Source organism: Microvirga sesbaniae (assembly GCF_025460805.1).
Classification (GTDB): Bacteria; Pseudomonadota; Alphaproteobacteria; order Rhizobiales; family Beijerinckiaceae; genus Microvirga; species Microvirga sesbaniae.
Genome location: NZ_JAMXFJ010000021.1, coordinates 1 through 20,929 on the forward strand (window position 1 = coordinate 1; position 20,929 = coordinate 20,929).

At 64.5% G+C, this 20,929-nt stretch carries 19 protein-coding genes; 10 read left to right on the forward strand and 9 right to left on the reverse strand.

The genetic code is table 11. The annotated features are described in order from the left end of the window. Positions 1 to 300, forward strand: a 300-nt coding sequence (locus OCW50_RS22940) for a transposase (RefSeq protein WP_262299103.1), incomplete at its 5' end; no start/stop codon positions are given. Between the two features lie 13 nt (positions 301 to 313). Here the strand turns inward: OCW50_RS22940 and OCW50_RS22945 are convergent. Genes OCW50_RS22945 through OCW50_RS22955 form a run of 3 tightly spaced genes read right to left on the reverse strand, consistent with a single transcriptional unit; the run spans position 314 to position 4,141 of the window. Further along, positions 314 to 1,216 carry a YihY/virulence factor BrkB family protein gene (locus tag OCW50_RS22945; protein ID WP_262299104.1) on the reverse strand — a complete coding sequence of 301 codons (903 nt, stop codon included), beginning with the start codon at positions 1,214 to 1,216 and terminating at the stop codon, positions 314 to 316. A 57-nt stretch (positions 1,217 to 1,273) separates the two neighbouring features. Continuing rightward, positions 1,274 to 3,055, reverse strand: coding sequence for a hypothetical protein (locus OCW50_RS22950; RefSeq protein ID WP_262299105.1), 1,782 nt, complete (start codon positions 3,053 to 3,055; stop codon positions 1,274 to 1,276). An 18-nt stretch (positions 3,056 to 3,073) separates the two neighbouring features. Continuing rightward, the gene (locus OCW50_RS22955; RefSeq protein WP_262272564.1) at positions 3,074 to 4,141 is read right to left on the reverse strand and encodes an NAD(P)-dependent alcohol dehydrogenase; all 1,068 of its coding nucleotides are present in this window, start codon (positions 4,139 to 4,141) and stop codon (positions 3,074 to 3,076) included. A 571-nt stretch (positions 4,142 to 4,712) separates the two neighbouring features. On the opposite strand from OCW50_RS22955, the gene OCW50_RS22960 reads away from it, so the two are divergent. The 7 genes from OCW50_RS22960 to OCW50_RS22990 all read left to right on the forward strand — a co-directional run bounded on the left by OCW50_RS22960 (position 4,713) and on the right by OCW50_RS22990 (position 12,766). Then, positions 4,713 to 6,659, forward strand: a complete 1,947-nt coding sequence (locus OCW50_RS22960; protein WP_262272563.1) for a PrkA family serine protein kinase — start codon at positions 4,713 to 4,715, stop codon at positions 6,657 to 6,659. Between the two features lie 29 nt (positions 6,660 to 6,688). Further along, the gene (locus OCW50_RS22965; RefSeq protein ID WP_262272562.1) at positions 6,689 to 7,993 is read left to right on the forward strand and encodes a YeaH/YhbH family protein; all 1,305 of its coding nucleotides are present in this window, start codon (positions 6,689 to 6,691) and stop codon (positions 7,991 to 7,993) included. Further along, positions 7,990 to 9,534 carry a SpoVR family protein gene (locus OCW50_RS22970; RefSeq protein ID WP_262299106.1) on the forward strand — a complete coding sequence of 515 codons (1,545 nt, stop codon included), beginning with the start codon at positions 7,990 to 7,992 and terminating at the stop codon, positions 9,532 to 9,534. Before OCW50_RS22965 ends, OCW50_RS22970 begins: the two co-directional genes overlap by 4 nt. A 212-nt stretch (positions 9,535 to 9,746) precedes the next feature. Next, the gene (locus OCW50_RS22975; RefSeq protein WP_262272560.1) at positions 9,747 to 10,208 is read left to right on the forward strand and encodes a hypothetical protein; all 462 of its coding nucleotides are present in this window, start codon (positions 9,747 to 9,749) and stop codon (positions 10,206 to 10,208) included. Positions 10,209 to 10,274: 66 nt separating this feature from the next. Continuing rightward, entirely contained in the window at positions 10,275 to 10,565 is a 291-nt protein-coding gene (locus OCW50_RS22980; RefSeq protein ID WP_262272559.1) for a DUF8829 domain-containing protein, read from the forward strand. Between the two features lie 219 nt (positions 10,566 to 10,784). Next, the gene (locus OCW50_RS22985; protein ID WP_262299154.1) at positions 10,785 to 11,738 is read left to right on the forward strand and encodes an MDR/zinc-dependent alcohol dehydrogenase-like family protein; all 954 of its coding nucleotides are present in this window, start codon (positions 10,785 to 10,787) and stop codon (positions 11,736 to 11,738) included. Between the two features lie 2 nt (positions 11,739 to 11,740). Further along, entirely contained in the window at positions 11,741 to 12,766 is a 1,026-nt protein-coding gene (locus tag OCW50_RS22990; protein WP_373371494.1) for a Gfo/Idh/MocA family protein, read from the forward strand. Positions 12,767 to 12,930: 164 nt separating this feature from the next. Here the strand turns inward: OCW50_RS22990 and OCW50_RS22995 are convergent, their stop codons facing one another. The 6 genes from OCW50_RS22995 to OCW50_RS23020 are packed head-to-tail and all read right to left on the reverse strand — an operon-like array spanning position 12,931 to position 18,271. Next, complete coding sequence (locus OCW50_RS22995; RefSeq protein ID WP_262272557.1) at positions 12,931 to 13,860, reverse strand: glycoside hydrolase 5 family protein; 930 nt, start codon at positions 13,858 to 13,860, stop codon at positions 12,931 to 12,933. Further along, positions 13,857 to 14,630 (reverse strand): TIGR04290 family methyltransferase, encoded by a 774-nt coding sequence (locus tag OCW50_RS23000; RefSeq protein WP_262299108.1) that lies wholly within the window; start codon positions 14,628 to 14,630, stop codon positions 13,857 to 13,859. The genes OCW50_RS22995 and OCW50_RS23000 overlap by 4 nt, the downstream gene beginning before the upstream one ends. 8 nt (positions 14,631 to 14,638) lie before the next feature. After that, a complete protein-coding gene (locus OCW50_RS23005) occupies positions 14,639 to 15,451 on the reverse strand; it encodes a sugar phosphate nucleotidyltransferase (RefSeq protein ID WP_262272555.1) in 813 nt (270 codons plus the stop codon). A gap of 2 nt (positions 15,452 to 15,453) precedes the next feature. Beyond that, entirely contained in the window at positions 15,454 to 16,563 is a 1,110-nt protein-coding gene (locus OCW50_RS23010; protein ID WP_262299109.1) for a CgeB family protein, read from the reverse strand. Further along, entirely contained in the window at positions 16,560 to 17,171 is a 612-nt protein-coding gene (locus OCW50_RS23015) for a histidine phosphatase family protein (RefSeq protein ID WP_262299110.1), read from the reverse strand. Before OCW50_RS23015 ends, OCW50_RS23010 begins: the two co-directional genes overlap by 4 nt. 17 nt (positions 17,172 to 17,188) lie before the next feature. After that, on the reverse strand, positions 17,189 to 18,271 hold the full coding sequence (locus tag OCW50_RS23020; RefSeq protein WP_262299111.1) for an inositol-3-phosphate synthase: 1,083 nt from the start codon (positions 18,269 to 18,271) through the stop codon (positions 17,189 to 17,191). A 410-nt stretch (positions 18,272 to 18,681) separates the two neighbouring features. Between OCW50_RS23020 and OCW50_RS23025 the strand changes: the two genes are divergently transcribed. Together OCW50_RS23025 and OCW50_RS23030 are read left to right on the forward strand one after the other, a co-directional pair. Next, a complete protein-coding gene (locus OCW50_RS23025; protein WP_262299112.1) occupies positions 18,682 to 19,794 on the forward strand; it encodes an NAD-dependent epimerase/dehydratase family protein in 1,113 nt (370 codons plus the stop codon). Next, positions 19,791 to 20,909 (forward strand): NAD-dependent epimerase/dehydratase family protein, encoded by a 1,119-nt coding sequence (locus OCW50_RS23030; RefSeq protein ID WP_262299113.1) that lies wholly within the window; start codon positions 19,791 to 19,793, stop codon positions 20,907 to 20,909. Before OCW50_RS23025 ends, OCW50_RS23030 begins: the two co-directional genes overlap by 4 nt. Positions 20,910 to 20,929 lie beyond the last annotated feature (20 nt).

Consider the following 20,929-nt stretch of genomic DNA (forward strand, 5'->3'; position numbering starts at 1 on the left):
CAGGCTGCGGCTCTGATCGAGGGCCTGCCCGCCCAGGCGGTGTTGGGCGACACGGCCTACGATGCCGATCATCTGCGCCAGGCCATCGCTGACAAGGGCGCTCTTGCGGTGATCCCCAACAATCCCGCGCGGGCCAGGAAGCACCCGCTCGACAAGCACCTCTACGCTCAGCGCCACCTGATCGAGTGCTGCTTTGCCAAGCTCAAGCAGTTCCGCCGCGTCGCCACGCGCTTCGAGAAAACGGCCCGAAACTATCGCGCCGTCGTCACCTTGGCCGCCATCGTCCTATGGTTACGATAAGTGTCCACACAGCCTAGAGCGAGCGAGCCGGGACCTCCCGGCTCGTTTCGCGTTCGGGCTCCGAGACGGGCCCGAGACCCCTGCTGCCGCGGCTCTCGGCATAGGCCTTGGTGAATTCGGCGCCGAAGAGCAGGATCAGGGACGAATAATAGATCCAGAGCAGAATTGTGATGATGGAGGCGGCCGCCCCGTAGCTCGACGCGACGTTGCTCTTGCCGAGGTAATAGCCGATCAGAAACTTGCCGAGGGTGAAGAGCAGGGCCGTCACCAGAGAGCCGGTCCAGACATCGCTCCAGCGCAGGTCCACGTTCGGGAGGAGCTTGAAGATCATGGCGAACAGGAGCGTGGCGACCGCGAAGGCCACCAGGCTGTTCAGGAGCCGCAGGATGACCGTGGCTCCCGAGAAATGAGCCTCCAGATAGTGTCCGACGGCCGTCAGACCCGTATCGACGACAAGCGACACGAGCAGAAGAAAGCCGATCCCCAGCACCAGGGCGAAGCTGACGAGCCGGGTCCGGACGAAGTCCAGGACGCCGTAGCTCGCGGGCGGCTTCGCCTTCCAGATGATGTTGAGATCGTCCTGGAGTTCGACGACCGCCCCGGTGACCAGGAGGAGAAAGGTCACGATCCCGACCGTGGTGCCGATGATGCCCGACCCCACATTGCTGGCGCTCGCGATCATGGCCTCGAGGGCGGATGCCTCGTTGGTTCCGATCAGGCCGCCGAGTTCGGCCACGATGGCCCCCTGGGCCGCCTCCCGTCCGAAGGCCAGCCCGGCAACGGCAATGGCCGCGAGCAGCATGGGGGCCAGGGAGAAGACGGTGAAGAACGCGATGGAGGCGCCCAGGCTCATGGCGCGGTCGCCCCACCAGCCCGCGAACGCCACTTTCAAGAGCCGCCATGTGCCGGAAAACATGCAAGGACCGATCCGACGGGCCCGAAGGTCCATCATTGCAAGCGTGTGACTTGGCCGTTAACGGATGGGAACTTTCCCTTGTTCCTGGGAGCGCGACACGGCATCGGGCTGCCGCAGAAGGCGGCCGTAGCGGCCGGCGGCCTTGCGCAGGCGGATCGCTTCCTCGCCGCCAAGCGCGCTCGCCGCCATGAGGTGGGCGCCCAGCTGGAAGGCGCAATAGCAGACGAGCAGGAACGCCGGCAGTTCGGCGGGCACCGGATGGCCGCCCTCCCGCTCGACCACGGCGCGAAGCCGGGCGGCTTCCTCCTCCGTGAGGCCGAACTCGACGATCGCTCCGGCAATGTCCCAGCCGATGTCCTGATGCCCGATCAGGTCGTGGGCGGCGCTGTGGTCGAGCGCGTCCGTCTTGAGGAGGCGGTCGCCGCAGACCAGCCATTTCCACGGAGGCATGCGGTTGTCGGACCAGACCCGGCGCACCCTTCGCTCGAGGTGCCCCGGGTCCGGCAGGGATCGCTCCAGGCGCGAGGCTGCGGCGTCTCCCAGGGCCTGCCCGGTATTGTAGACCGCCATGCGCCGCAACTCGTCCAACGATGCCCCGGGCTGCCCGTCCGCAGGGCAATGGCGGTTGCGAAATCCCAGATAGGCCCCGAGGTGATCGACCAGCCGGGTGCGATCGACCGGGACCTGATCGAGGCTCGGTGCATCCTCGTGCCAGCGTTGCACGAGAAAGCCGTGGCGGTAGCCTGCGACCTCCGGCGCAAATCCGGCCTCGTGCAGGAGCCGGGCCATCCGGAGTTTCCTGGCGCCCGCCTCCCCGAGACCCGCAAACTTCACCAGCCACGGGATGCCGTTGCTCCGCGCCAGGAACTTCCGTCGCTCCTGCTGGACATTGGAGGCTGGCCAGCTCGCCTCGTCGCCGTAGCGGCGCGATCGCCAAGCTCCGCCTGACAGGTCCTCGAGCGGCCCGTCCCGGGAGCCGACCAGGTCTCGTACCCAGACGGAAAGGTGGTGGGCGGGTGAACCGCCGAGCAGAAGATCGTCCATGGCGCGCACATGCCGTTCCGCTCGGCTCCACCGCTCCTGGTGAGAGGCGCTGGCCTGGGGGCCGAGCGGACCGTGATGACTCGGAAAGAAGACAATCCGCTCGCGCGGGACACCGGCCGCCTCCAGCCAGTCGGCGACCGCCCCGAACGAGCTTCCGGACAGGCCGGGCCCTTCGTCGACGATGGCGAAGGCCCTGTCCCGCTCCGCCGTCAGCTTTGCGGCGAGAGCCGGATCCACCGCCACCTCGCGCCGGAACGGATGGCCGACCGGGCGAAGGGTGACCGGGGGCGGGGCGTCGATGGCGGCGGCCACGAGGGCGCTCAGACCGGCGCCGATGCTGCGGATCCCGATGACCTGAGTCCTCGCATCCAGACCCGAAGCCCTGGCGGCTTCCAGATAGCTTTCCGGATAGAGGGCGTAGAAGGCATAGCCCTCCGCCTGCTTGACGCGGATCCTCCGGGATGGATCGAAGCTGAGAAGCGTCGCGAGGAAGGTCGAGGCGGGGCCGTTTCCCTGAAACCCGTTCCACCAGGATCCCGCGATGCTGCGGGCAAGGATCGAGAGGCATTCCATGCCTTTCCCGTGGACCGCGGACGGCACGTCACGGCCATGGTCGTGGAACTGCGCGTCGATCATTCCCTGAACGAGTTCGCTGGTCGCGATGAAGGCCGCCACGAGAGTGCCATGCCGCTCGATCCCGGGCGGCATGGCCTGCATCCTGGTCAGGATGTCGGCGATGGCGGCTTGCCGGGCCCCCACCGTCTCCTCCGTCTCGACGTCCCCGTAGACCAGCATCGAACGGCCCGTCCGGGCTCAAGCCGCCGCCGCGTCCTGCTTCAGCGACGCCATGTCGATCACGAAGCGGTATTTCACGTCGCTCCTGAGCATCCGCTCATAGGCCTCGTTGATCTTCTGGATCGGAATGATCTCGATTTCGGACGTGATGCCGTGCTGGGCGCAAAAATCGAGCATCTCCTGCGTTTCGGCGATGCCGCCGATCAGGGAGCCGGCCAGCTGACGCCGCTTCATGATCAGGTTGAACACGGTCGTGGCCGGATGCGGCTCGGCCGGAGCGCCCACCAGAACCATGGCGCCGTCGCGGGCGAGCAGGACGAGATAGGCGTCGAGATCGTGCGGCGCCGCCACGGTGTCGAGGATGAAGTCGAAGCTGTTCAGGTGCGCCTTCATGGCCTCTGGATCCCGCGACACGACGACCTCGTGGGCGCCGAGCTTGAGGGCGTCCTCCCGCTTGTTGGGCGAGGTGGTGAACAGCACCACATGCGCCCCCATGGCCCGTGCCAGCTTGACGGCCATGTGCCCGAGGCCGCCGAGGCCGACCACGCCCACCTTGTGCCCCGGCTGCACGCGCCAGCGGCGCAGGGGCGAATAGGTGGTGATGCCAGCGCACAGAAGCGGCGCCGCCGCGGCCAGGTCCATTCCGTCGGGCACCTTCAGGACGAAGCTTTCGTCGACCACGACGGTGTCGGAATAGCCGCCATAGGTGTTGGCACCGGTGCCCTGCTCGGGGCCGTTATAGGTGCCGGTGAACCCGACCTCGCAATACTGCTCCAAGCCCTCGCGGCAGCTCCGGCAGGTGCGGCAGGAATCGACCATGCAGCCGACGCCGACGAGATCGCCTTCCTTGAACTTCTGAACGCCCGGTCCGACGTGCGTGACGCGGCCGACGATCTCGTGGCCTGGCACACAGGGATAGAGAGTGCCACCCCATTCCGCCCGCGCGGTGTGCAGATCGGAGTGGCAGACGCCGCAATAGAGGATTTCGATCTGGACATCGCTTTCGCGGGGCTCGCGGCGCTCGAAACGGAAGGGGGAAAGCGGTGCGGACGCATCCTGGGCGGCGTAGCCGAAAGCTTTGATCACGGGAGTGTTCTCCGGTTGGGAAAGGCTTGAGTGTGCAGATCCGCTCGCCCTGGGAGGGATCCTGCCGGGCCTTCTGGGCACCCAAGACCATAGGCGCGATCGGTCCGCCGTCAACGGCTCGGCATGCGCTTTGTTCAAGGGAAGTTCAGTCTGGATCCGGCATCACTGAATGTGGAGTTTTTCACATGGTCACGTTCAATTGACTCGCCGGCTCCTGGTATTTGCGGACCGGCATTCCCACTCTCTCATAAGGTCCTGCGATGGCTTGCGGAGAGGTGCCAGCCAGCTGCCGGCGGCGGCAATGCGGCACAGTGGATTTCAGGGGGCATCGAGAAACTTTAACTTGCTGTCCCGCCCGCAATCCGCGAGGCTAGCTGCTGAGGGCGGGCATATTTTCAGGGCGCACGGGTCGACCCGAACACAATCGAGCCTGTCGCGACCTGCCTTTTTCTCCGCCATGACAAAAGGAGTACGCCGCATCATCTTGGCCGCATCATAGTATCGCATGGTCTGGGCAACCTTAGCGGTGCACAATAGTTGTCTCTGAGAGGGATTGGATTTCGGTGGCGCCATGCTTCATTCCGACGACCTGTTCTCGAGTTTCTTGAAGACTTATGAGACCCGCCGCGAGGCGGAGATGTCCCTGGCGGACTACCTGGAAGGGTGCCGCAACGATCCCATGATGTATGCGAGCGCTCCCGAGCGCATCCTGGCGGCGATCGGCGAGCCCCAGCTTGTCGATACGTCAAAGGATGCACGCCTCGGCCGTATCTTCATGAACCGCACGATCCGGGTGTATCCGGCCTTCTCCGAGTTCTACGGCATGGAAGAGACGATCGAGATGATCGTGAGCTTCTTCCGCCACGCCGCTCAAGGCCTGGAGGAGCGCAAGCAGATCCTCTACCTGCTCGGACCCGTCGGCGGCGGCAAGTCCTCCCTGGCCGAACGCCTGAAATCCCTGATGGAGGTCAATCCCATCTATGTCCTCAAGGCAGGCGACGAGATCAGCCCGGTCTTCGAAAGTCCGCTCGGGCTCTTCGACCCGGAGCAGATGGGTCCCATGCTGGAAGAGCGTTACGGCATCCCCCAGCGGCGCCTGACCAATCTGCTCAGCCCCTGGGCCATCAAGCGCCTCGACGAGTTCAAGGGCGACATCTCCAAGTTCCGCGTGGTCAAGATCAACCCGTCCCGCATGAGGCAGATCGCCATCGCCAAGACGGAGCCGGGCGACGAGAACAACCAGGACATCTCGTCCCTCGTCGGCAAGGTCGACATCCGCAAGCTGGAGACCCTGTCCCAGGCCGATCCCGACGCCTACAGCTATTCCGGCGGTCTCAACCGCGCCAATCAGGGCATCCTCGAATTCGTCGAGATGTTCAAGGCGCCGATCAAGATGCTGCACCCCCTGCTGACGGCCACGCAGGAGGGGAATTATGTCGGCACCGAGAATATCGGGTCCATCCCGTTCAGCGGCATCATCCTGGCCCATTCCAACGAGGCGGAATGGCAGACCTTCCGAACGAACAAGAACAACGAGGCCTTCATCGACCGCATCTACGTGATCAAGGTGCCGTATTGCCTGCGGGTCACGGAGGAGCAGAAGATCTACGACAAGCTGATCCGCACCTCGGAGCTGGCCGGCGCGCCCTGCGCTCCCGCCACGCTGGAGATGCTGGCGCGGTTCTCGGTCCTCTCGCGCCTGCGGGCGCACGAGAACTCGAACTTCTATTCCAAGATGCGGGTCTATGACGGCGAGAGCCTGCGCGAGGTCGACCCCCGCGCGAGAAGCCTGCAGGAGTACCGGGACTCGGCCGGTGTCGACGAGGGCATGGACGGCATCTCGACCCGCTTCGCCTTCAAGGTCCTGTCGGCCACCTTCAACCACGACACCATCGAGGTCGCGGCCGATCCGGTCCATCTCATGTACGTGCTCGAGCAGTCCCTGAGGCGCGAGCAGCTGCCCCAGGACGTGGAGCGACGCTATCTGGAGTTCATCAAGGCCGAGCTGGCGCCGCGCTACGCCGATTTCATCGGCCACGAGATCCAGAAGGCCTATCTCGAATCCTATCATGATTACGGCCAGAACCTGTTCGACCGTTACGTGGCCTATGCCGATGCATGGATCGAGGATCAGGACTTCAAGGACCCCGATACCGGACAGCTCCTCAACCGGGAGCTCCTCAACCAGGAGCTGACCAAGATCGAGAAGCCGGCCGGCATCGCCAATCCGAAGGACTTCCGCAACGAGGTCGTGAAGTTCTCGCTCCGGGCCCGGGCCGGCAACCATGGCCGCAACCCGTCCTGGACCAGCTACGAGAAGATCCGCGACGTCATCGAGCGCCGCATGTTCTCGCAGGTCGAGGAGTTGCTCCCCGTGATCAGCTTCGGGTCCAAGAAGGACAGCGAGACCGAAAAGAAGCACGGCGAGTTCGTGGCGCGTATGATGGACCGCGGCTACACCGAGCGCCAGGTGCGGCGTCTGGTGGAATGGTACATGCGTGTGAAGCAGGCGGGCTGACAGAAGACGGAGGCAGATCAGGCGATCCTATGTACATCATCGACCGGCGCCTCAACCCAGGGGGCAAGAGTCTGGCCAACCGCCAACGTTTTCTTCGCCGAGCCAAGGCGCAGATCCAGCGGGCCGTACGCCAGACCGCAGGCGATCGGGACATCACCGATCTCGAGCGGGGAGGGGAGGTCTCGATCCCGGCCGATGGTGTTCGCGAGCCCAGCTTCCGGCGGTCCGGCGAGGGCGGCGTGCATGACCACATCCTTCCGGGCAACAAGCGCTTCGTGGAAGGGGATACCATCGAACGCCCGCCCGGCGGGGGCGGAAGCGCGGCCGGGGGCGACAACGGCGAAGGCGAGGACGATTTCCGCTTCGTCCTGACCCGCGACGAGTTCCTCGACCTGTTCCTCGATGACCTGGAACTGCCCGACCTCGCCAAGAGGCGGGTCGCCACCGTGGAGACGCAGGGGATGCGACGGGCCGGCTACACGGTCACCGGGTCGCCCGTGAACCTCGCCTTGCTGCGCTCCATGCGCAATGCCCTGTCGCGCCGCATCGCCATGCGGCGGCCGAAATCCCAGGATCTGCTCCGTCTCCAGGAGGAAATCGACCGGCTGGAGGAGCGCGAGGGGCCGTCCGAGCGCCTGACCGCCCTGCGCCAGGAGCTGGAGCTGCTTCAGCTGCGCAGCCGGCGCTTTCCCTACATCGATCCCATCGATCTGCGCTATCGCCGCTTCGAACCCGTGGCCAAGCCCGTGGCGCAGGCCGTGATGTTCTGTCTCATGGACGTGTCCGGCTCCATGACCGAGCACATGAAGGATCTGGCGAAGCGCTTCTACATGCTGCTCTACATCTTCCTGACGCGGCGCTACAAGCACGTGGAGATCGTCTTCATCCGCCACACTCACGAGGCCAAGGAGGTGGACGAGGAAACCTTCTTCAACAGCCCCGAGACCGGCGGAACGGTGGTATCCTCGGCCTTGCGCGAGATGCAGCGGATCGTCGAGGAGCGCTACTCGCCGGACGCGTGGAACATCTACGCGGCCCAGGCCTCAGACGGCGACAATTCCCCGAACGACGGCACCACCAGCGCGGCCATGCTGCGCGACGTGATCCTGCCCGTGTGCCAGTACTATGCCTATCTCGAGGTCGGCAGCGACAGCGACCGCATGCAGACCGGATTCATCAACCACAAGACCTCCCTGTGGCAGACCTACGAGACGCTCCAGGAGCAGGGGGCCAACCTCGCCATGCGCAAGGTGAACCACCGTCGCGAGATCTACCCCGTCTTCCGCGAACTCTTCCGCCGGCGGGACGCGGATGCTGGAGCGAAGGTGCCATGAGCATACTCGGGCGCGACAACCTGCTCTTTCATGGGGCGGATTGGGACTTCGGGACCATCCAGCGCATCCATGACGCCGTCGAGGCCATCGGGGTCGGCGAATTGGGGCTCGACGTCTATCCCAACCAGATCGAGGTGATCACCGCCGAGCAGATGCTCGATGCGTACGCGTCCATCGGCATGCCCCTGTTCTACAAGCACTGGTCCTTCGGGAAGCGCTTCGCCCTGCATGAATCGAGCTATCGCCAGGGCCTCATGGGGCTGGCCTACGAGATCGTCATCAATTCGAATCCGTGCATCTCCTACATCATGGAGGAGAACTCGGCGACGATGCAGACCCTCGTCATCGCTCACGCGGCCTTCGGCCACAACCACTTCTTCAAGAACAACTACCTGTTCAAGGAATGGACCGACGCGGACGGAATTCTCGATTATCTCGAATTCGCCAAGGGCTACATCACGCGCTGCGAGGAACGCTACGGGCACGCGGCCGTAGAGCGCGTCCTCGATGCCGCCCATGCGCTGATGTCGCATGGGGTTCATCGCTACCCGCGCAAGAAGCGCCCCGACCTGCGCTCGGAGGAGCGGCGGGAGCGCGAGCGCCAGCTGCATCAGGAGCAGACCTTCAACGACCTGTGGCGCACGGTGCCCACGAAAGGCGCCGCCGCGAAGCCCCAGCTGAGCGAGGAGCGCCGCCGCGCCCTTCTCGAACTGCCGCAGGAGAACCTCCTCTACTTCCTGGAAAAGTCGGCACCGCGCCTGCAGCCCTGGCAGCGCGAGATCCTGCGCATCGTGCGCCAGATCGCCCAGTACTTCTATCCGCAGCGCCAGACCAAGGTGATGAACGAGGGCTGCGCCACCTATTGCCATTACCGCATCATGATCCGGCTGCACGAGACCGGGCAGATCAGCGACGGCGCCTTCCTGGAGTTCCTGCAGTCGCACACCAACGTCACGCGGCAGCCGGAATTCGACGATCCGCATTACGGCGGCATCAACCCGTACGCGCTCGGCTTCGGCATGATGCAGGACATCGAGCGCATCTGCACGGAGCCGACGGCGGAGGACCGGGAGTGGTTCCCCGACATCGCCGGCGGCGGCGACGCCATGGCGGTGCTGCGTGACGTGTGGGCGAACTACCGGGACGAGAGCTTCATCTCGCAGTTCCTGAGCCCGCATCTGATCCGGCGGTGGCGCATGTTCCACCTCGTCGACGATCCGGACCGCCCGGAGCTCATGATCGAGGCGATCCACGACGAGCGCGGTTACCGGCGCCTGCGGCGCTCCCTGTCGCGCCACTACGACGTCGGGTGGAGCGATCCCGACATCCAGGTGGTGGACGTGGACCTCGCCGGCGACCGGCGCCTGATCCTGCACCATCACGTGCTCAACCGCACCCTGCTGCACAAGGACGATGCCCAGCGCGTCCTCCAGATGGTGGCCAATCTGTGGGGCTATGCGGTCGTCCTGAAGGAGGTGGAGCCGGCCACCGGCGCGATCTTCCAGGAACACGTTGCCCACCCGCACGAAACGCTCTTCTGACGCCTCGGCGTCGGGCTCGGCAGCCGCTCGGACGCCGGGTCCGGCCCGATGCCTCCCGGTTGAAAAAACGGGATCGTCGGCAGCGGAAAAACGGGTCTTCTTTCCGTACGATGCGCCCGTTTGACGCAAAAAAGCCAGGGACTCACGCGATCATAGGATCCCCTGGGCTCGGCCCTGGTTTCGAGGGTCGGCTCCCTTGCAGGAGAATACCTATGGAACACAAGCCTGTAGAGAAGCTGCGTAGCGTCGCTGAAGTGCATGAGTTGAGCCAAGGTTTCCTGTCACGGCGCGAACGCCTCGAGCGTTGGGCCGAAGTGTTGGAGCGCCAGCCGAAACGGCGCCTGCGGTCTCTCGGCGAGATCGAGTTCGTTCCCAAGGACAAGCGGCCCGAGCTGAGATCCGACGAATCCCCCATCACGGTGGCTTTCGAGGATCCGGTCCTGCGGGCGGCTGGCCTGAAGGGCGACACGCTCGGGGATGCCATGGAATTCTTCGAGCTGTCCGAGGGAGCCTCCCATCGCCTTCTCTGCTCCTGCATGAACGGCTGGAGCATGGAAGCCGGCACCACGGCGCGGAAGGTCCACCGCATCGCCAATCCCGACCATCGTCTCATGCTGTTCACGACGGCAGGGCTGCTGACGGCGGCCCCTGCGGTGTTCTACTTGCTGAGCTGAAGGAAAGCTGCGGCGCCGAGCCCGGCGATCGGTCGGGCCCGGTGCCGGTTGGATGGAGACGAACGAATGACGGATGCGCCGTCCCGTCGGATCGGACTGCCCTGGTACACCCGCGAGGATTACTCCCGCATCCGTGAGATGATCATCGATCCGCACAACCTCGCACCCACCTACGATGCCTGGCTGGCGGCGGCCGAGAACAACGAGAATGTCGGTCGCCAGGCCGGTCTTCAGATCATGCGGGTCACGCTCGAGCCTGACGCCTTTGCACGATGGTGTCGGGAACAGGGCCTCCAGCCCGACAGCGCAGCGCGCACGAGATACGTCGCCGAAGTCAGCGCCCAGAGCGCCGGCTGAAGCGCCACAGTCTTCATGCCCCGCCGGCGGCCTGCCCCAATAGCCAAGCCTTGACGTCTCCTGCCTTGACGTCTCCTGGCTTGACGTCTCCTGGCCCGTGCCTAGTTGCTCGGGCTGTAGGGTGGAGGCACAAACTTGCTGAACGAGAGCGGCGCGAGCAGCGACATTTCCGGCTTTCCCGCCGATGGGAAGGATGGGCCCGCGGTGTCCGGGCACACCATGCGGGCGGCCGTCCTGACCGGGCCTGGGCAGATCGAGATCCGCGAGGTCCCCCGTCCGGAGCCGGGACCCGGTCAGGTGCGTCTGCGCCTGGAAGGGTGCGGCGTGTGCGCCTCCAACCTGACGCCGTGGGCAGGACCGGAATGGATGCAGTACCCCACCGAGCCGGGCGCGCTCGGGCATGAAGCCTGGGGCTTCGTCGACGCGGTCGGCGCAGGCATCGAGGGCTTCTCTGTCGGCGACCGGGTCGTGGCGCTCTCCTATCGATCCTATGCCGAATACGATCTGGCCGAGGCCGATGCGATCGTTCGCCTGCCGGACGCTCTCGCGGGTCAGCCCTTCCCGGGCGAGCCGCTCGGATGCGCCATGAACATCTTCCGGCGCAGCGAGATCGAGGCAGGACAGACCATCGCGATCATCGGGATCGGCTTTCTCGGCGCCCTGCTCACCAAGCTCGCCTCCGACGCCGGCGCGCGTGTCATCGCCATTTCGAGGCGGCCGTATTCGCTCGGTCTCGCCCGCCGCATGGGCGCAGCCGAGACGATCGCGATGGAGGACCATCATGCGATCATCGAACGGGTCAAGGAGCTGACCGGCGGCACGTTCTGCGATCGTGTGATCGAGGCGGTGGGCAAGCAATGGCCGCTCGATCTTGCCGGCGAGCTGACGCGCGAGCGGGGCAAGCTCATCGTGGCCGGATACCATCAGGACGGGCCGCGGCAGGTCAATATGTGGCTCTGGAACTGGCGCGGCATCGACGTGGTCAACGCTCATGAGCGCGATCCCAAGATCTATGTGCACGGAATGCGCGAGGCGGTGGATGCGATCGCGTCGGGGCGTCTCGATCCGAGCTCCCTGTACACCCACAGCTTTTCCCTGGACCGACTCGGCGAGGCGCTCGATGCCACGCGCGATCGGCCGGACGGTTTTCTCAAGGCCCTGGTGACGTATTGATGGTGCAACAGGCTGTGCTCGAGACGGGTTCTGAAGCTGCGCCTGCGCGTCCGCGTGTCGGCTTCCTCGGCGTCGGCTGGATCGGGCGGCACCGCATGCAGGCCATCCTCGGCACCGGCGCCGTCGACGTCGCGGCCATCGCGGATCCATCCCCGGCGATGGCCGCCGAGGCCGGCAAGTCCGCCCCCGGGGCGCAACAGGTTGCGACCCTCGACGAGATTCTCGATCTCGGCGTCGACGGCGTCGTCATCGCGACACCGAGCGCCATGCATGCCGAACAATCGATCAGGGCGCTGGAGCGCGGCGTCGCCGTGTTCTGCCAGAAGCCGCTCGGACGCACGGCCGCGGAGGTGCAGGCCGTGGTCGATGCCGCGCGCCGATCCGATCGGCTGTTGGGCGTCGATCTCTCTTACCGGTTCACGGAGGGCATGCGCCGCATCCGCGAGGTCATCGGCACGGGTGAGCTGGGACCTATCTATGCCGTCGATCTCGTGTTCCACAACGCTTACGGCCCCGACAAGCCATGGTTCTACGATCCCGTTCTGTCAGGCGGCGGCTGCGTGATGGATCTCGGCGTCCATCTGGTCGATCTCGCCTTGTGGACCCTCAACAGCCCCGGCGTCGCGGGCGTGACCGGCAAGCTCTTCGCCGGCGGCGCGCCGCTGCAGGATCCCGCGTCCCAGGTCGAGGATTATGCCGTCGCGACGGTGACGCTTGAAACGGGCGCCGTTGTGCAGCTCGCCTGCTCCTGGCGGCTCCAGGCCGGATGCGACGCGATGATCTCCGCCACGTTCTATGGAACGCAAGGAGGCCTTTCGCTGCGCAATGTGAACGGATCATTCTACGACTTCACGGCGGAGCGCTACCGCGGGACATCCCGAGAGACATTGGCCGTGCCGCCCGACGAGTGGGGTGGACGCGCTGCTGCCGATTGGGCATCCCGCCTGGCCGCGGGCGAGCGGTTCGATCCGGCTGCGGAGCACTTGGTAGGGGTCGCGAGAGTGCTCGACTCGATTTATGGGCGTTGACGGCCATCGCACGAAGCGGTGCACCGTCATCCCCTCGTGGTCGTCACCGGCCCTTGTGCCGGTGATCCCGAACATCCGGAACGCCGGGTCCCGTCGGATCGGGATGGCCGGGACAAGCCCGGCCATGACGTGACGGGTGTCAACATTCTGAGACGCATCGTGCGTCAGAGAACTTCCAACACCTTGCCCGGCGAAGCAGCCTGTCCCGACGGCGCATAGCGGCGGATCATGCTGGCGCAGAACTCCGCGAACTCCTCCTTGACCTGCGGTGCGCTGGTGTGATGCGGAGCGATCCCGCGGTGCTCGGGCGTGAAGCAGAAGGTCACGGTGACGTCGAAATCCGCCAGCGCCTCCATCTGACGGTCGAACCATTGGAGCGCGTTCGGGCGGAAGCTGTCCGCCCAGGACAGGCCCGTGCGCAGGTATTTCACGCCGAGCCGCTTCATCCACGTCACCGCCTCGTCGAGGCGATGGTCCTCATAATGGAACCACTGGCACAGGCCCATCTGCGGCGTGTATTTCGCGAATTCCTCGAGAGCCGGCTTCGGCGTGCCGTCTTCGCGCAGGAGACCCATGTAGAAGTGCCGGTAGTAGGACGAGCCTTCGGCTTCCCTATGGCGCGTCGTGGCCTCCCAGGCGCGGGGAAGATCGTAGAGGCTGTACCAATGAATCTTCGGCACCTTGCCGATCAGGAGTTCCGCCGTCCGGTTCAAGCCCCAGGCCTGGACCTCCTCGGCGCCGAAGGTCGAGATTCCGACCTCGCTCACCCAGATGGGCTTGTCCGTCACGGCGCGGACCTCGTCGATCTTCGCGGGCCAATCGTGGATCTGCCACAGGTTCCAATCGAGCGGGAATCCGTGCACGGCCACGACATCGATCTCATCGAGGGCGCCATGGCCTTCCAGCTTCTTGATGAAGCCGGGGTCGATGGGCGAGATGCCGCCGAGCACGCGGGGCAGGTTGGGGTTTTCGGCCCTGATCGCCTGACCCGCAACGATCGCCATCTCGGAGAAGAGCTTCCAATCCGGGTCGATCTCCGGATCCCAGTGGGACTTGTTGTTGGGCTCGTTCCAGATCATCGCGGCTTCGATCATGCTTGTCTCCCTTGGGCCGGATAGACGGCGCCCGCACCGGGCGGAGCGTCGACACGGCGGCAGATGTAAACTTCAGTTTCGGGGTGCTGGACGATCTCGAATCCGGCGCTGCGGAGCATGGCTTCGACGCAGGCGGCGTTCGGGGCCCACCAGTTGGTCGGATCATCGGCATAGCGATGCTCGATGAAGTGCATCTTCGGGTAGCGCGGATCATCGAAGTGATCCGTCTGCCAGAAGGTGTAGTTCTCCGCGACCGGCATGACCTCCGCGGACCCACGCTGCATGGACTGAAACACCAGAAGATCCCTGGCGACGTGCTCGTGGATCAGGTCGAGGGCCAGCAGCGGGTGGCGCAGATGATAAAGCACGCCCATGAAGAGCACCACGTCGAAACGCTCCCCGAGCTGGCCAAGATCGTAGACCGAAAGCTTCCGGAACTCGATGTCGTGGCCCATGGTCTGGGCGGCGAACCGGGCCTGGGCGAGATAGGTTTCGTCGAAATCGATGCCGAGGACGCGCTCCGCGCCGCGCTTCTTCATCTCCATGGAGTAGAAGCCGCCGTTGCAGCCGATGTCGAGCACGGTTCTGCCGGTGAGATCCTGCGGGATCGCGTCGGCGAATTGCCGCCATTTCACGGCCGGATAATTGCCGAGGAAGTGGTCAGGAGCGGTCCAGACGCCACCCTTCAGCTCGATATTGTGAAACCATGGCCCGAGCGCTTCGGCTTTCCGGCGGATTTCGTCCGGCGGCGTGGGATCGATGGCATTCATCGTAGCGACTACTCCCTGTTCAAGTCGTGAAGCCCCCGAGGCAGGCGCCCCGCCGGCCAGCCCAGGGCCACCCGGGCGCCGGTTATTGTGTCGTGCTGGGCAGCCTCGCTCAGCAAGCCGATGGCGGCCCGATATCCGTGCAGGGTCCCCACATCGACATAGGATTCACCGGCCTGCACGCCGATAGCCTCGCCTCCTTGAGCCAGATAGGCATTCACCAGCGTGCCGAAATACTCATCCTGGCGGTCGCGTGAAATCCAGAGCTCGTGCAGGGCTTTCAGAATGTGCCCGGACATCTTGAAAGCCCCCCAGATCCAGCGCGACCCGGCGTCGCTCCGCTTCACCTGGATTTCCCGGACGCGCTTCTCCTCGTCCAGGATGACCGCATCGAAAACGTCGGGATTGTCGACGGGAAACAGCAGAAACGAGAGAACGTCGTCCGGCAGTTCCGCCAAGGCCTTCTCGGGAAACCAGACCGTATCGGGCAGGCCGACGATCACGCTTTCGTCCAAGGGAATGAGCGGCGCGGCCTGGAAGATTGCATCGCACAACCCACTGGCCTGCGGCTGAACCACATAGGCCATGGAAGCGCTGCCGTAGCTTGCGCCATAATATTCCATGATGTCGGATTTGCCCGGAGAAATCACGAAGCAGATCTTGTTCGCTCCACCATGGATCATGCGCTCGACGAGGTACTCGCTCACGGCGCAGGGGCGCTCGATGCCGTTGTCGAGCCGGCTTCCGACGGGCAGAAGCTCCTTCGAGAACGCCAGGGGCTGGATGCGGCTGCCGGTCCCGGCCGCGGGTACGATTCCCCACATGATCACGCCTCCATCATGGCGGCCGGGCCGCCGGTCGAGCGCGAAAGGGATGTGGCGCCGCCGAGCAGGATCTCAAGTTCTCGCGCCCTGTGCTCCGACGTATGCTCTTCGAGCACCCTGTCCCGCCCGGCCTTGGCTATTCGGCCCAGTTCGGCGTCCGTGAGGTCGAGGGCCGCGACCGTATCCTCCATATGGCCGACAATCAGGATCTCCTTGCCGGGCTGGAAGAAGCTGTCGAGCCCCTCCCAGGTGTCCGACAGAATGGGCGCCCCGCAGGCCGCGGCCTCGAAGAGCCGCCCGGATGGACACCAGCCCATCTCGGCCATGGCCTGCCGGGTGATGTTGAGCGTGAGGCGCGAGGACGAGAAGAAGGCCGGATGTTCCGGCGGGGGAAGGTGCCGCACGAAATGGATGTTGGGCTGCCAGGGGAAGTCGTCGGGATACTGTGCCCCTCCGATCAGGAAGCGCCGGTCCGGGCGGCGGGCAGCCGGATCGATGAACAGACGTTGCAGCGTGTCCTGGCGGTCCGCCGCATAGGTGCCGAGATAGGACAGATCCGAACCGTAATGCTGGACCCGTAGCACGGGACGGTGCACGTCCGGATCCACATGGCCGTAAAGCGGCGCGACACGTTGTGCGCCGAGTTCCGTCTTCAACCTCTGGAGAGCCCGGCCTCCGGTATAGCTCAGGACCAGGTCGAAGCCCGCGAGCCCCTGTGGACCGATGTAGCTGATCGGCTCGCCCGCATCGAGACGCGAGAATGTCACCGGCGTGTCGAGATCATAGAATACGCGGGTTGCGCGCGCGCTCGCCAGCACGAGAGTCCCGGCGACGATTCCGTCCGGGCAGTAGGACGTGACCATGGCGACGTCCGCATCTCTCACTTCTTCCTCGGCCCGACGGCGAACGTCGTTCCATTCCTGATAAAGAATGAGATCACCGCCCGGGATCTCGACGAAGTCCCGATTCGCGCCGTAATAGGGCACGTCCTTCTCGAAGAACACGACCCTGTGCCCTCGCTTCGCGAGCGCTCGGCACAGGCCGCGCCACAGGGTCGCGTGGCCGTTGCCCCAGGATGACGAAATGGTCAGACCGAAGACGACGAATTTCATGGGCCTGCCACCTCGTTCAGGCGTAGAACCTTGGAGCCCCAGTCGCCCACGACCAGAGTGGAGATCGAAGCGGGTTCCACGTCGATCCGGTCATAGGCGTCGATCGGCATGCCGAGGTGGTAGAGGAGGGCGGCCTTGATCACATCGCCATGGCTCACGAGAACGACCGCCCGGCCTGCATGAAGGCTGCGCAGTTGTTCCATGACGCCGACAATGCGCGCTTGCGCTTCCAGCATCGTCTCTCCATCAGGAGGGCGGCTGGTGCTGCGCGAGCAGTTCCAGGACAGCCAGAGCGGATCCTGTCCCAGCGCATCGAAGCTCATGCCGGTCCAGCGACCGTAATCGATTTCGGTGATGGCGTCACGAACGTGAAGCCTCTGTCCAAGGCTCGCCGCGACGGGCTGGGCCGTTTCCAGAGCTCTCTCGAGGGGGCTTGCGCAGACGCAGGCCACATCGTCCCTCGCAAGACGCTCCGCCAAGCACTCCGCCAAGCGCTCGGCCTGGCCTTTCCCGACCGGGCCGAGCTTCACATTCGGCATGCGCCCGCACAGGATGGTGCCGACCCGATCATGGGCGGCATGGCGGACGAGGAAGAACGTGGTGGTCACCGCGACCCTCCCGCGCCCTAATCGCCATCGCCGCTGATGAAGCGGAGGGTTCTGTCGCGGGCCTCGTTGTCGGTGAATTGCTGCGGCGGAGACTTCATGAAGTAGCTCGACGGGCCCGTGAGAGCGCCCCCGATCCCGCGGTCCATGGCAAGCTTTGCGCAGCGCACGGCGTCGATCACGATGCCGGCAGAGTTCGGAGAGTCCCAGACCTCGAGCTTCACCTCCATATTGAGCGGAACGCCGCCGAAGGTGGTTCCCTCGAGACGGATGTAAGCCCATTTCCGGTCGGTGAGCCATGGCACGTGATCGCTCGGCCCCACATGGATGTCGCCTGCCGGGAGCGGAACGTCGAGCTGGCTCGAGACGGCCTGCGTCTTCGAGATTTTCTTCGACTCGAGACGCTCGCGCTCCAGCATGTTCTGGAAGTCGGTGTTGCCGCCGAAATTGAGCTGATAGGTGCGGTCGAGACGCACCCCACGCTCCCGGAACAGATTGGCGAGCACGCGATGGACGATGGTGGCGCCGACCTGGCTCTTGATGTCGTCGCCAATGATGGGGAGGCCGCGTTCCTCGAACCGTTTGCGCCATTCGGGGTTCGAGGCGATGAAGACCGGGATGCAGTTCACGAAGGCGCACCCTGCTTCGAGCGCCCGCTCAGCGTACCACTCGGTGGCCTTCTGCGAGCCCACGGGCAAGTAGGACACGAGAACATCGGTCTTGGACTCACGCAGGATCGCAGTGACGTCGGCTTCGTCGTGAGAGGATTCTTCGATCGTCTCGCGCAAATATTTGCCGAGCCCGTCCAGCGTCCTGCCTCGATTGACGATGATCCCGCTCTGTGGAACGGACGCGAAGCGCTGGGTATTGTTCGGCTCTGCGAAAATGGCCTCGGATACGTCGCGGCCGACCTTCGAGGCATTGACGTCGAAGGCAGCAGACACTTCGACGTCTCTGATATGATATCCGCCGAGCTCCACGTTCATCAGGCCGGGCACGGGCTCGTTGCCGATCGCATCCTTGTAGTAGGAGAGTCCCTGCACGAAGGACGAGGCGCAGTTGCCGACGCCCACGATGCCGACGCGGACCTTCCTCGAACTCATGACGGATCTCCCATGTATGGCCGGCCGGATGCTGTCTTGTCAGGCAAAAGTATATATGCGGCCGCAGGCATCCGACCTGGGCCTTCTCCTAAGCTTGGCCTCCAACGTTTGAAGAAGGTTCCTTGTTCCGTCCGGAAACCGCGTCTGTGACTCTTGTCTTCACGGCTGTGCGCCCAAACTACTGCCCTGAGGGAAGGAACAAAGATGATCCCTCGGAGTTTGTTGAACGCAATCTCAAGCTTCTGAAGGGGATATGTGGCGCAGCCCGCCATTGGCGAGGCCTGCTGCAATGCCTGCTCTCGGACTGGACCATGCGTCGGCTCTGCGTCGCATCTCCAGCTTGGGACTGGGCAGTCGTCTCCTGCCCGATCCATTGGCGCTCAGACCAGGAACAAATCTGGAGACATCTCGTGACGGATACGATCCTTATTACCGGTGGTGCAGGTTTCATCGGACGATACGTTGCGCGGGCGTGCCTTGACCGTGGTCATGAGGTTCGTGTGCTCGACAGCCTCATCGAGCAGGTCCATGGCGACAGAACCCAGGCCGACGGGCTCGATCCGGACGTGGAGGTCGTTGTCGGAGACGTCCGTGACGAGGCGGCGCTCCTGCGGGCGCTCAAGGGCGTAACGAAGGTCGTCCATCTTGCGGCCGAGGTTGGCGTCGGTCAGAGCATGTATGCGGTCGACCGTTATGTCTCCGTGAACGATTACGGCACGGCCGTGCTGTTCCAGCAGCTCATCGACAATCCGGTGAAGCGGGTCGTGGTCGCGTCTTCCATGAGCATCTATGGCGAAGGTCTCTATCGCGACGTCGATGGCCGAATCCATGAGGATGTCGTCCGCAAGCCGCGTGCAGGCGAGAACGATCCGTGGGATCCTCTGGATGAGCAGGGGCGGCCTCTCATCCCGGTGCCGACACCCGAATGGAAGAAGCCGGCCCTGGCGTCGGTTTACGCGCTGTCGAAATATGTCCAGGAGCGCCTGACGCTGACCCTGTGTCCGGCCTACGGGATGGAAGGCGTGGCTCTCCGGCTCTGGAATGCCTATGGGCCTGGGCAGGCCCTGTCCAACCCCTATACGGGGGTTCTCGCCATCTTTGCGTCGCGGCTCCACAACGGCCAGCCTCCGATGATCTTCGAGGACGGTCAGCAGCGCCGGGACTTCGTTCACGTGGAAGACGTGGCGCAGGCCTTCGTTCTGGCCCTGGAGCATGAGAGGGCGCCTGGCGGCGTCTACAATGTCGGAAGCGGACAGGATCGTACCGTCTCCGAAGTCGCGCAGCTTCTGTCCGAAGCAATGAACCGGCCGATGGCGCCGGAGATTGCCGGCAAGGCGCGTATCGGCGATATCCGCCACTGCATCGCCGATATCAGTCGGATCCAGCAGGAACTTGGCTACGCGCCCCGAAAAGACTTCACCGAGGGCCTGGCGGAGCTCGCCGAATGGGTCGCCAAGCAGGAAGCCAAGGATCTCGTCAATGAAGCTCGCAAGGAGCTTGAAGCCCGGGGCCTCGTGGCATGAAAGCATCAGACGCATCGGCTGCCGCACCGGCCGTCCTTCGCCGCCGTCCCATTCTGGTGACAGGCGGCGCCGGCTTTATTGGATCCAATCTTGCCGACCATTTCGCCACTGAGGGGCACGATGTTCTGATCTACGACGCTTTGGCTCGGCCCGGCGTCGAACGTAATCTCGAATGGCTCAAGAAGCGGCACCCGAGCAGGATCTCAAGCGTGATCGGCGACATCCGCGACGAGACATCCGTTGCCGAGGCGACACGCGATGCTCAGGCCGTGTTCCACATGGCGGCCCAGGTTGCCGTGACGACCAGCCTGACGGACCCTCGCGCTGACTTCGAGATCAACATCCGCGGAACCTTGAATGTGCTCGATGCCCTCAGGCAGCGCGGCGATCGTGTTCCTCTGATCTTCGCCTCGACGAACAAGGTCTATGGCGACCTTGCCGATGTGGAGCTGGAGAAGACGAACGACGCCTACAAGCCGCGCAGCCCCGCAGTCCGGAATGCGGGAATCGGCGAAAGCAGACCTCTCGACTTCCATACGCCGTACGGTTGCTCGAAGGGAGCGGCGGATCAGTATGTGCTGGACTACGCGCGCTCCTTCGGAATTCCGACCTGCGTCATGCGCATGAGCTGCATCTACGGGCAGCGGCAGATGGGAACGGAGGACCAGGGATGGGTCGCCCATTTCCTGATCCGCGCTCTCAAAGGCGAACCCATCACGATCTACGGCGACGGCTGCCAGGTTCGCGACGTGCTCGATGTTTCCGATGCGGTTGCCGCATACGCCTCGGCGTGGAAGCGGATCGATACGGTTCAGGGGCGGGCTTTCAATCTCGGCGGAGGCCCGGCAAACGCGATCAGCCTGCGTCAGCTCATCACCCACATCGAGGATGTCATCGGTCGTTCGGTCGAGACGATCTACGCTGAATGGCGTGCCGGCGACCAGCGCTACTACGTCTCGGACACCCGCCTCGCCACGCGCGATCTCGGCCTGAAGGAACCGATCTCCTGGCTCACGGGCGTGGCTGCTCTCGCGGCATGGCTGCAGGATGAGAATGGGCTCGCGCGCTCGAATTCTCTGCCTTCCTCCGTTCAGAATGCCGAGGCTCTGTCATGAGGACCCATGTTGCCTGCGGG

What these genes read in the sequence shown, in the direction of transcription:
- OCW50_RS23000 (WP_262299108.1), bottom strand. Translation starts at nt 14,630, where the DNA reads ATGAATGCCATCGATCCCACGCCGCCGGACGAAATCCGCCGGAAAGCC.
- OCW50_RS22980 (WP_262272559.1), top strand. Translation starts at nt 10,275, where the DNA reads ATGACGGATGCGCCGTCCCGTCGGATCGGACTGCCCTGGTACACCCGC.
- OCW50_RS23005 (WP_262272555.1), bottom strand. Translation starts at nt 15,451, where the DNA reads ATGTGGGGAATCGTACCCGCGGCCGGGACCGGCAGCCGCATCCAGCCC.
- OCW50_RS22970 (WP_262299106.1), top strand. Translation starts at nt 7,990, where the DNA reads ATGAGCATACTCGGGCGCGACAACCTGCTCTTTCATGGGGCGGATTGG.
- OCW50_RS22975 (WP_262272560.1), top strand. Translation starts at nt 9,747, where the DNA reads ATGGAACACAAGCCTGTAGAGAAGCTGCGTAGCGTCGCTGAAGTGCAT.
- OCW50_RS23020 (WP_262299111.1), bottom strand. Translation starts at nt 18,271, where the DNA reads ATGAGTTCGAGGAAGGTCCGCGTCGGCATCGTGGGCGTCGGCAACTGC.
- OCW50_RS23010 (WP_262299109.1), bottom strand. Translation starts at nt 16,563, where the DNA reads ATGAAATTCGTCGTCTTCGGTCTGACCATTTCGTCATCCTGGGGCAAC.
- OCW50_RS22945 (WP_262299104.1), bottom strand. Translation starts at nt 1,216, where the DNA reads ATGTTTTCCGGCACATGGCGGCTCTTGAAAGTGGCGTTCGCGGGCTGG.
- OCW50_RS22995 (WP_262272557.1), bottom strand. Translation starts at nt 13,860, where the DNA reads ATGATCGAAGCCGCGATGATCTGGAACGAGCCCAACAACAAGTCCCAC.
- OCW50_RS23030 (WP_262299113.1), top strand. Translation starts at nt 19,791, where the DNA reads ATGAAAGCATCAGACGCATCGGCTGCCGCACCGGCCGTCCTTCGCCGC.
- OCW50_RS22965 (WP_262272562.1), top strand. Translation starts at nt 6,689, where the DNA reads ATGTACATCATCGACCGGCGCCTCAACCCAGGGGGCAAGAGTCTGGCC.
- OCW50_RS22960 (WP_262272563.1), top strand. Translation starts at nt 4,713, where the DNA reads ATGCTTCATTCCGACGACCTGTTCTCGAGTTTCTTGAAGACTTATGAG.
- OCW50_RS22950 (WP_262299105.1), bottom strand. Translation starts at nt 3,055, where the DNA reads ATGCTGGTCTACGGGGACGTCGAGACGGAGGAGACGGTGGGGGCCCGG.
- OCW50_RS22985 (WP_262299154.1), top strand. Translation starts at nt 10,785, where the DNA reads ATGCGGGCGGCCGTCCTGACCGGGCCTGGGCAGATCGAGATCCGCGAG.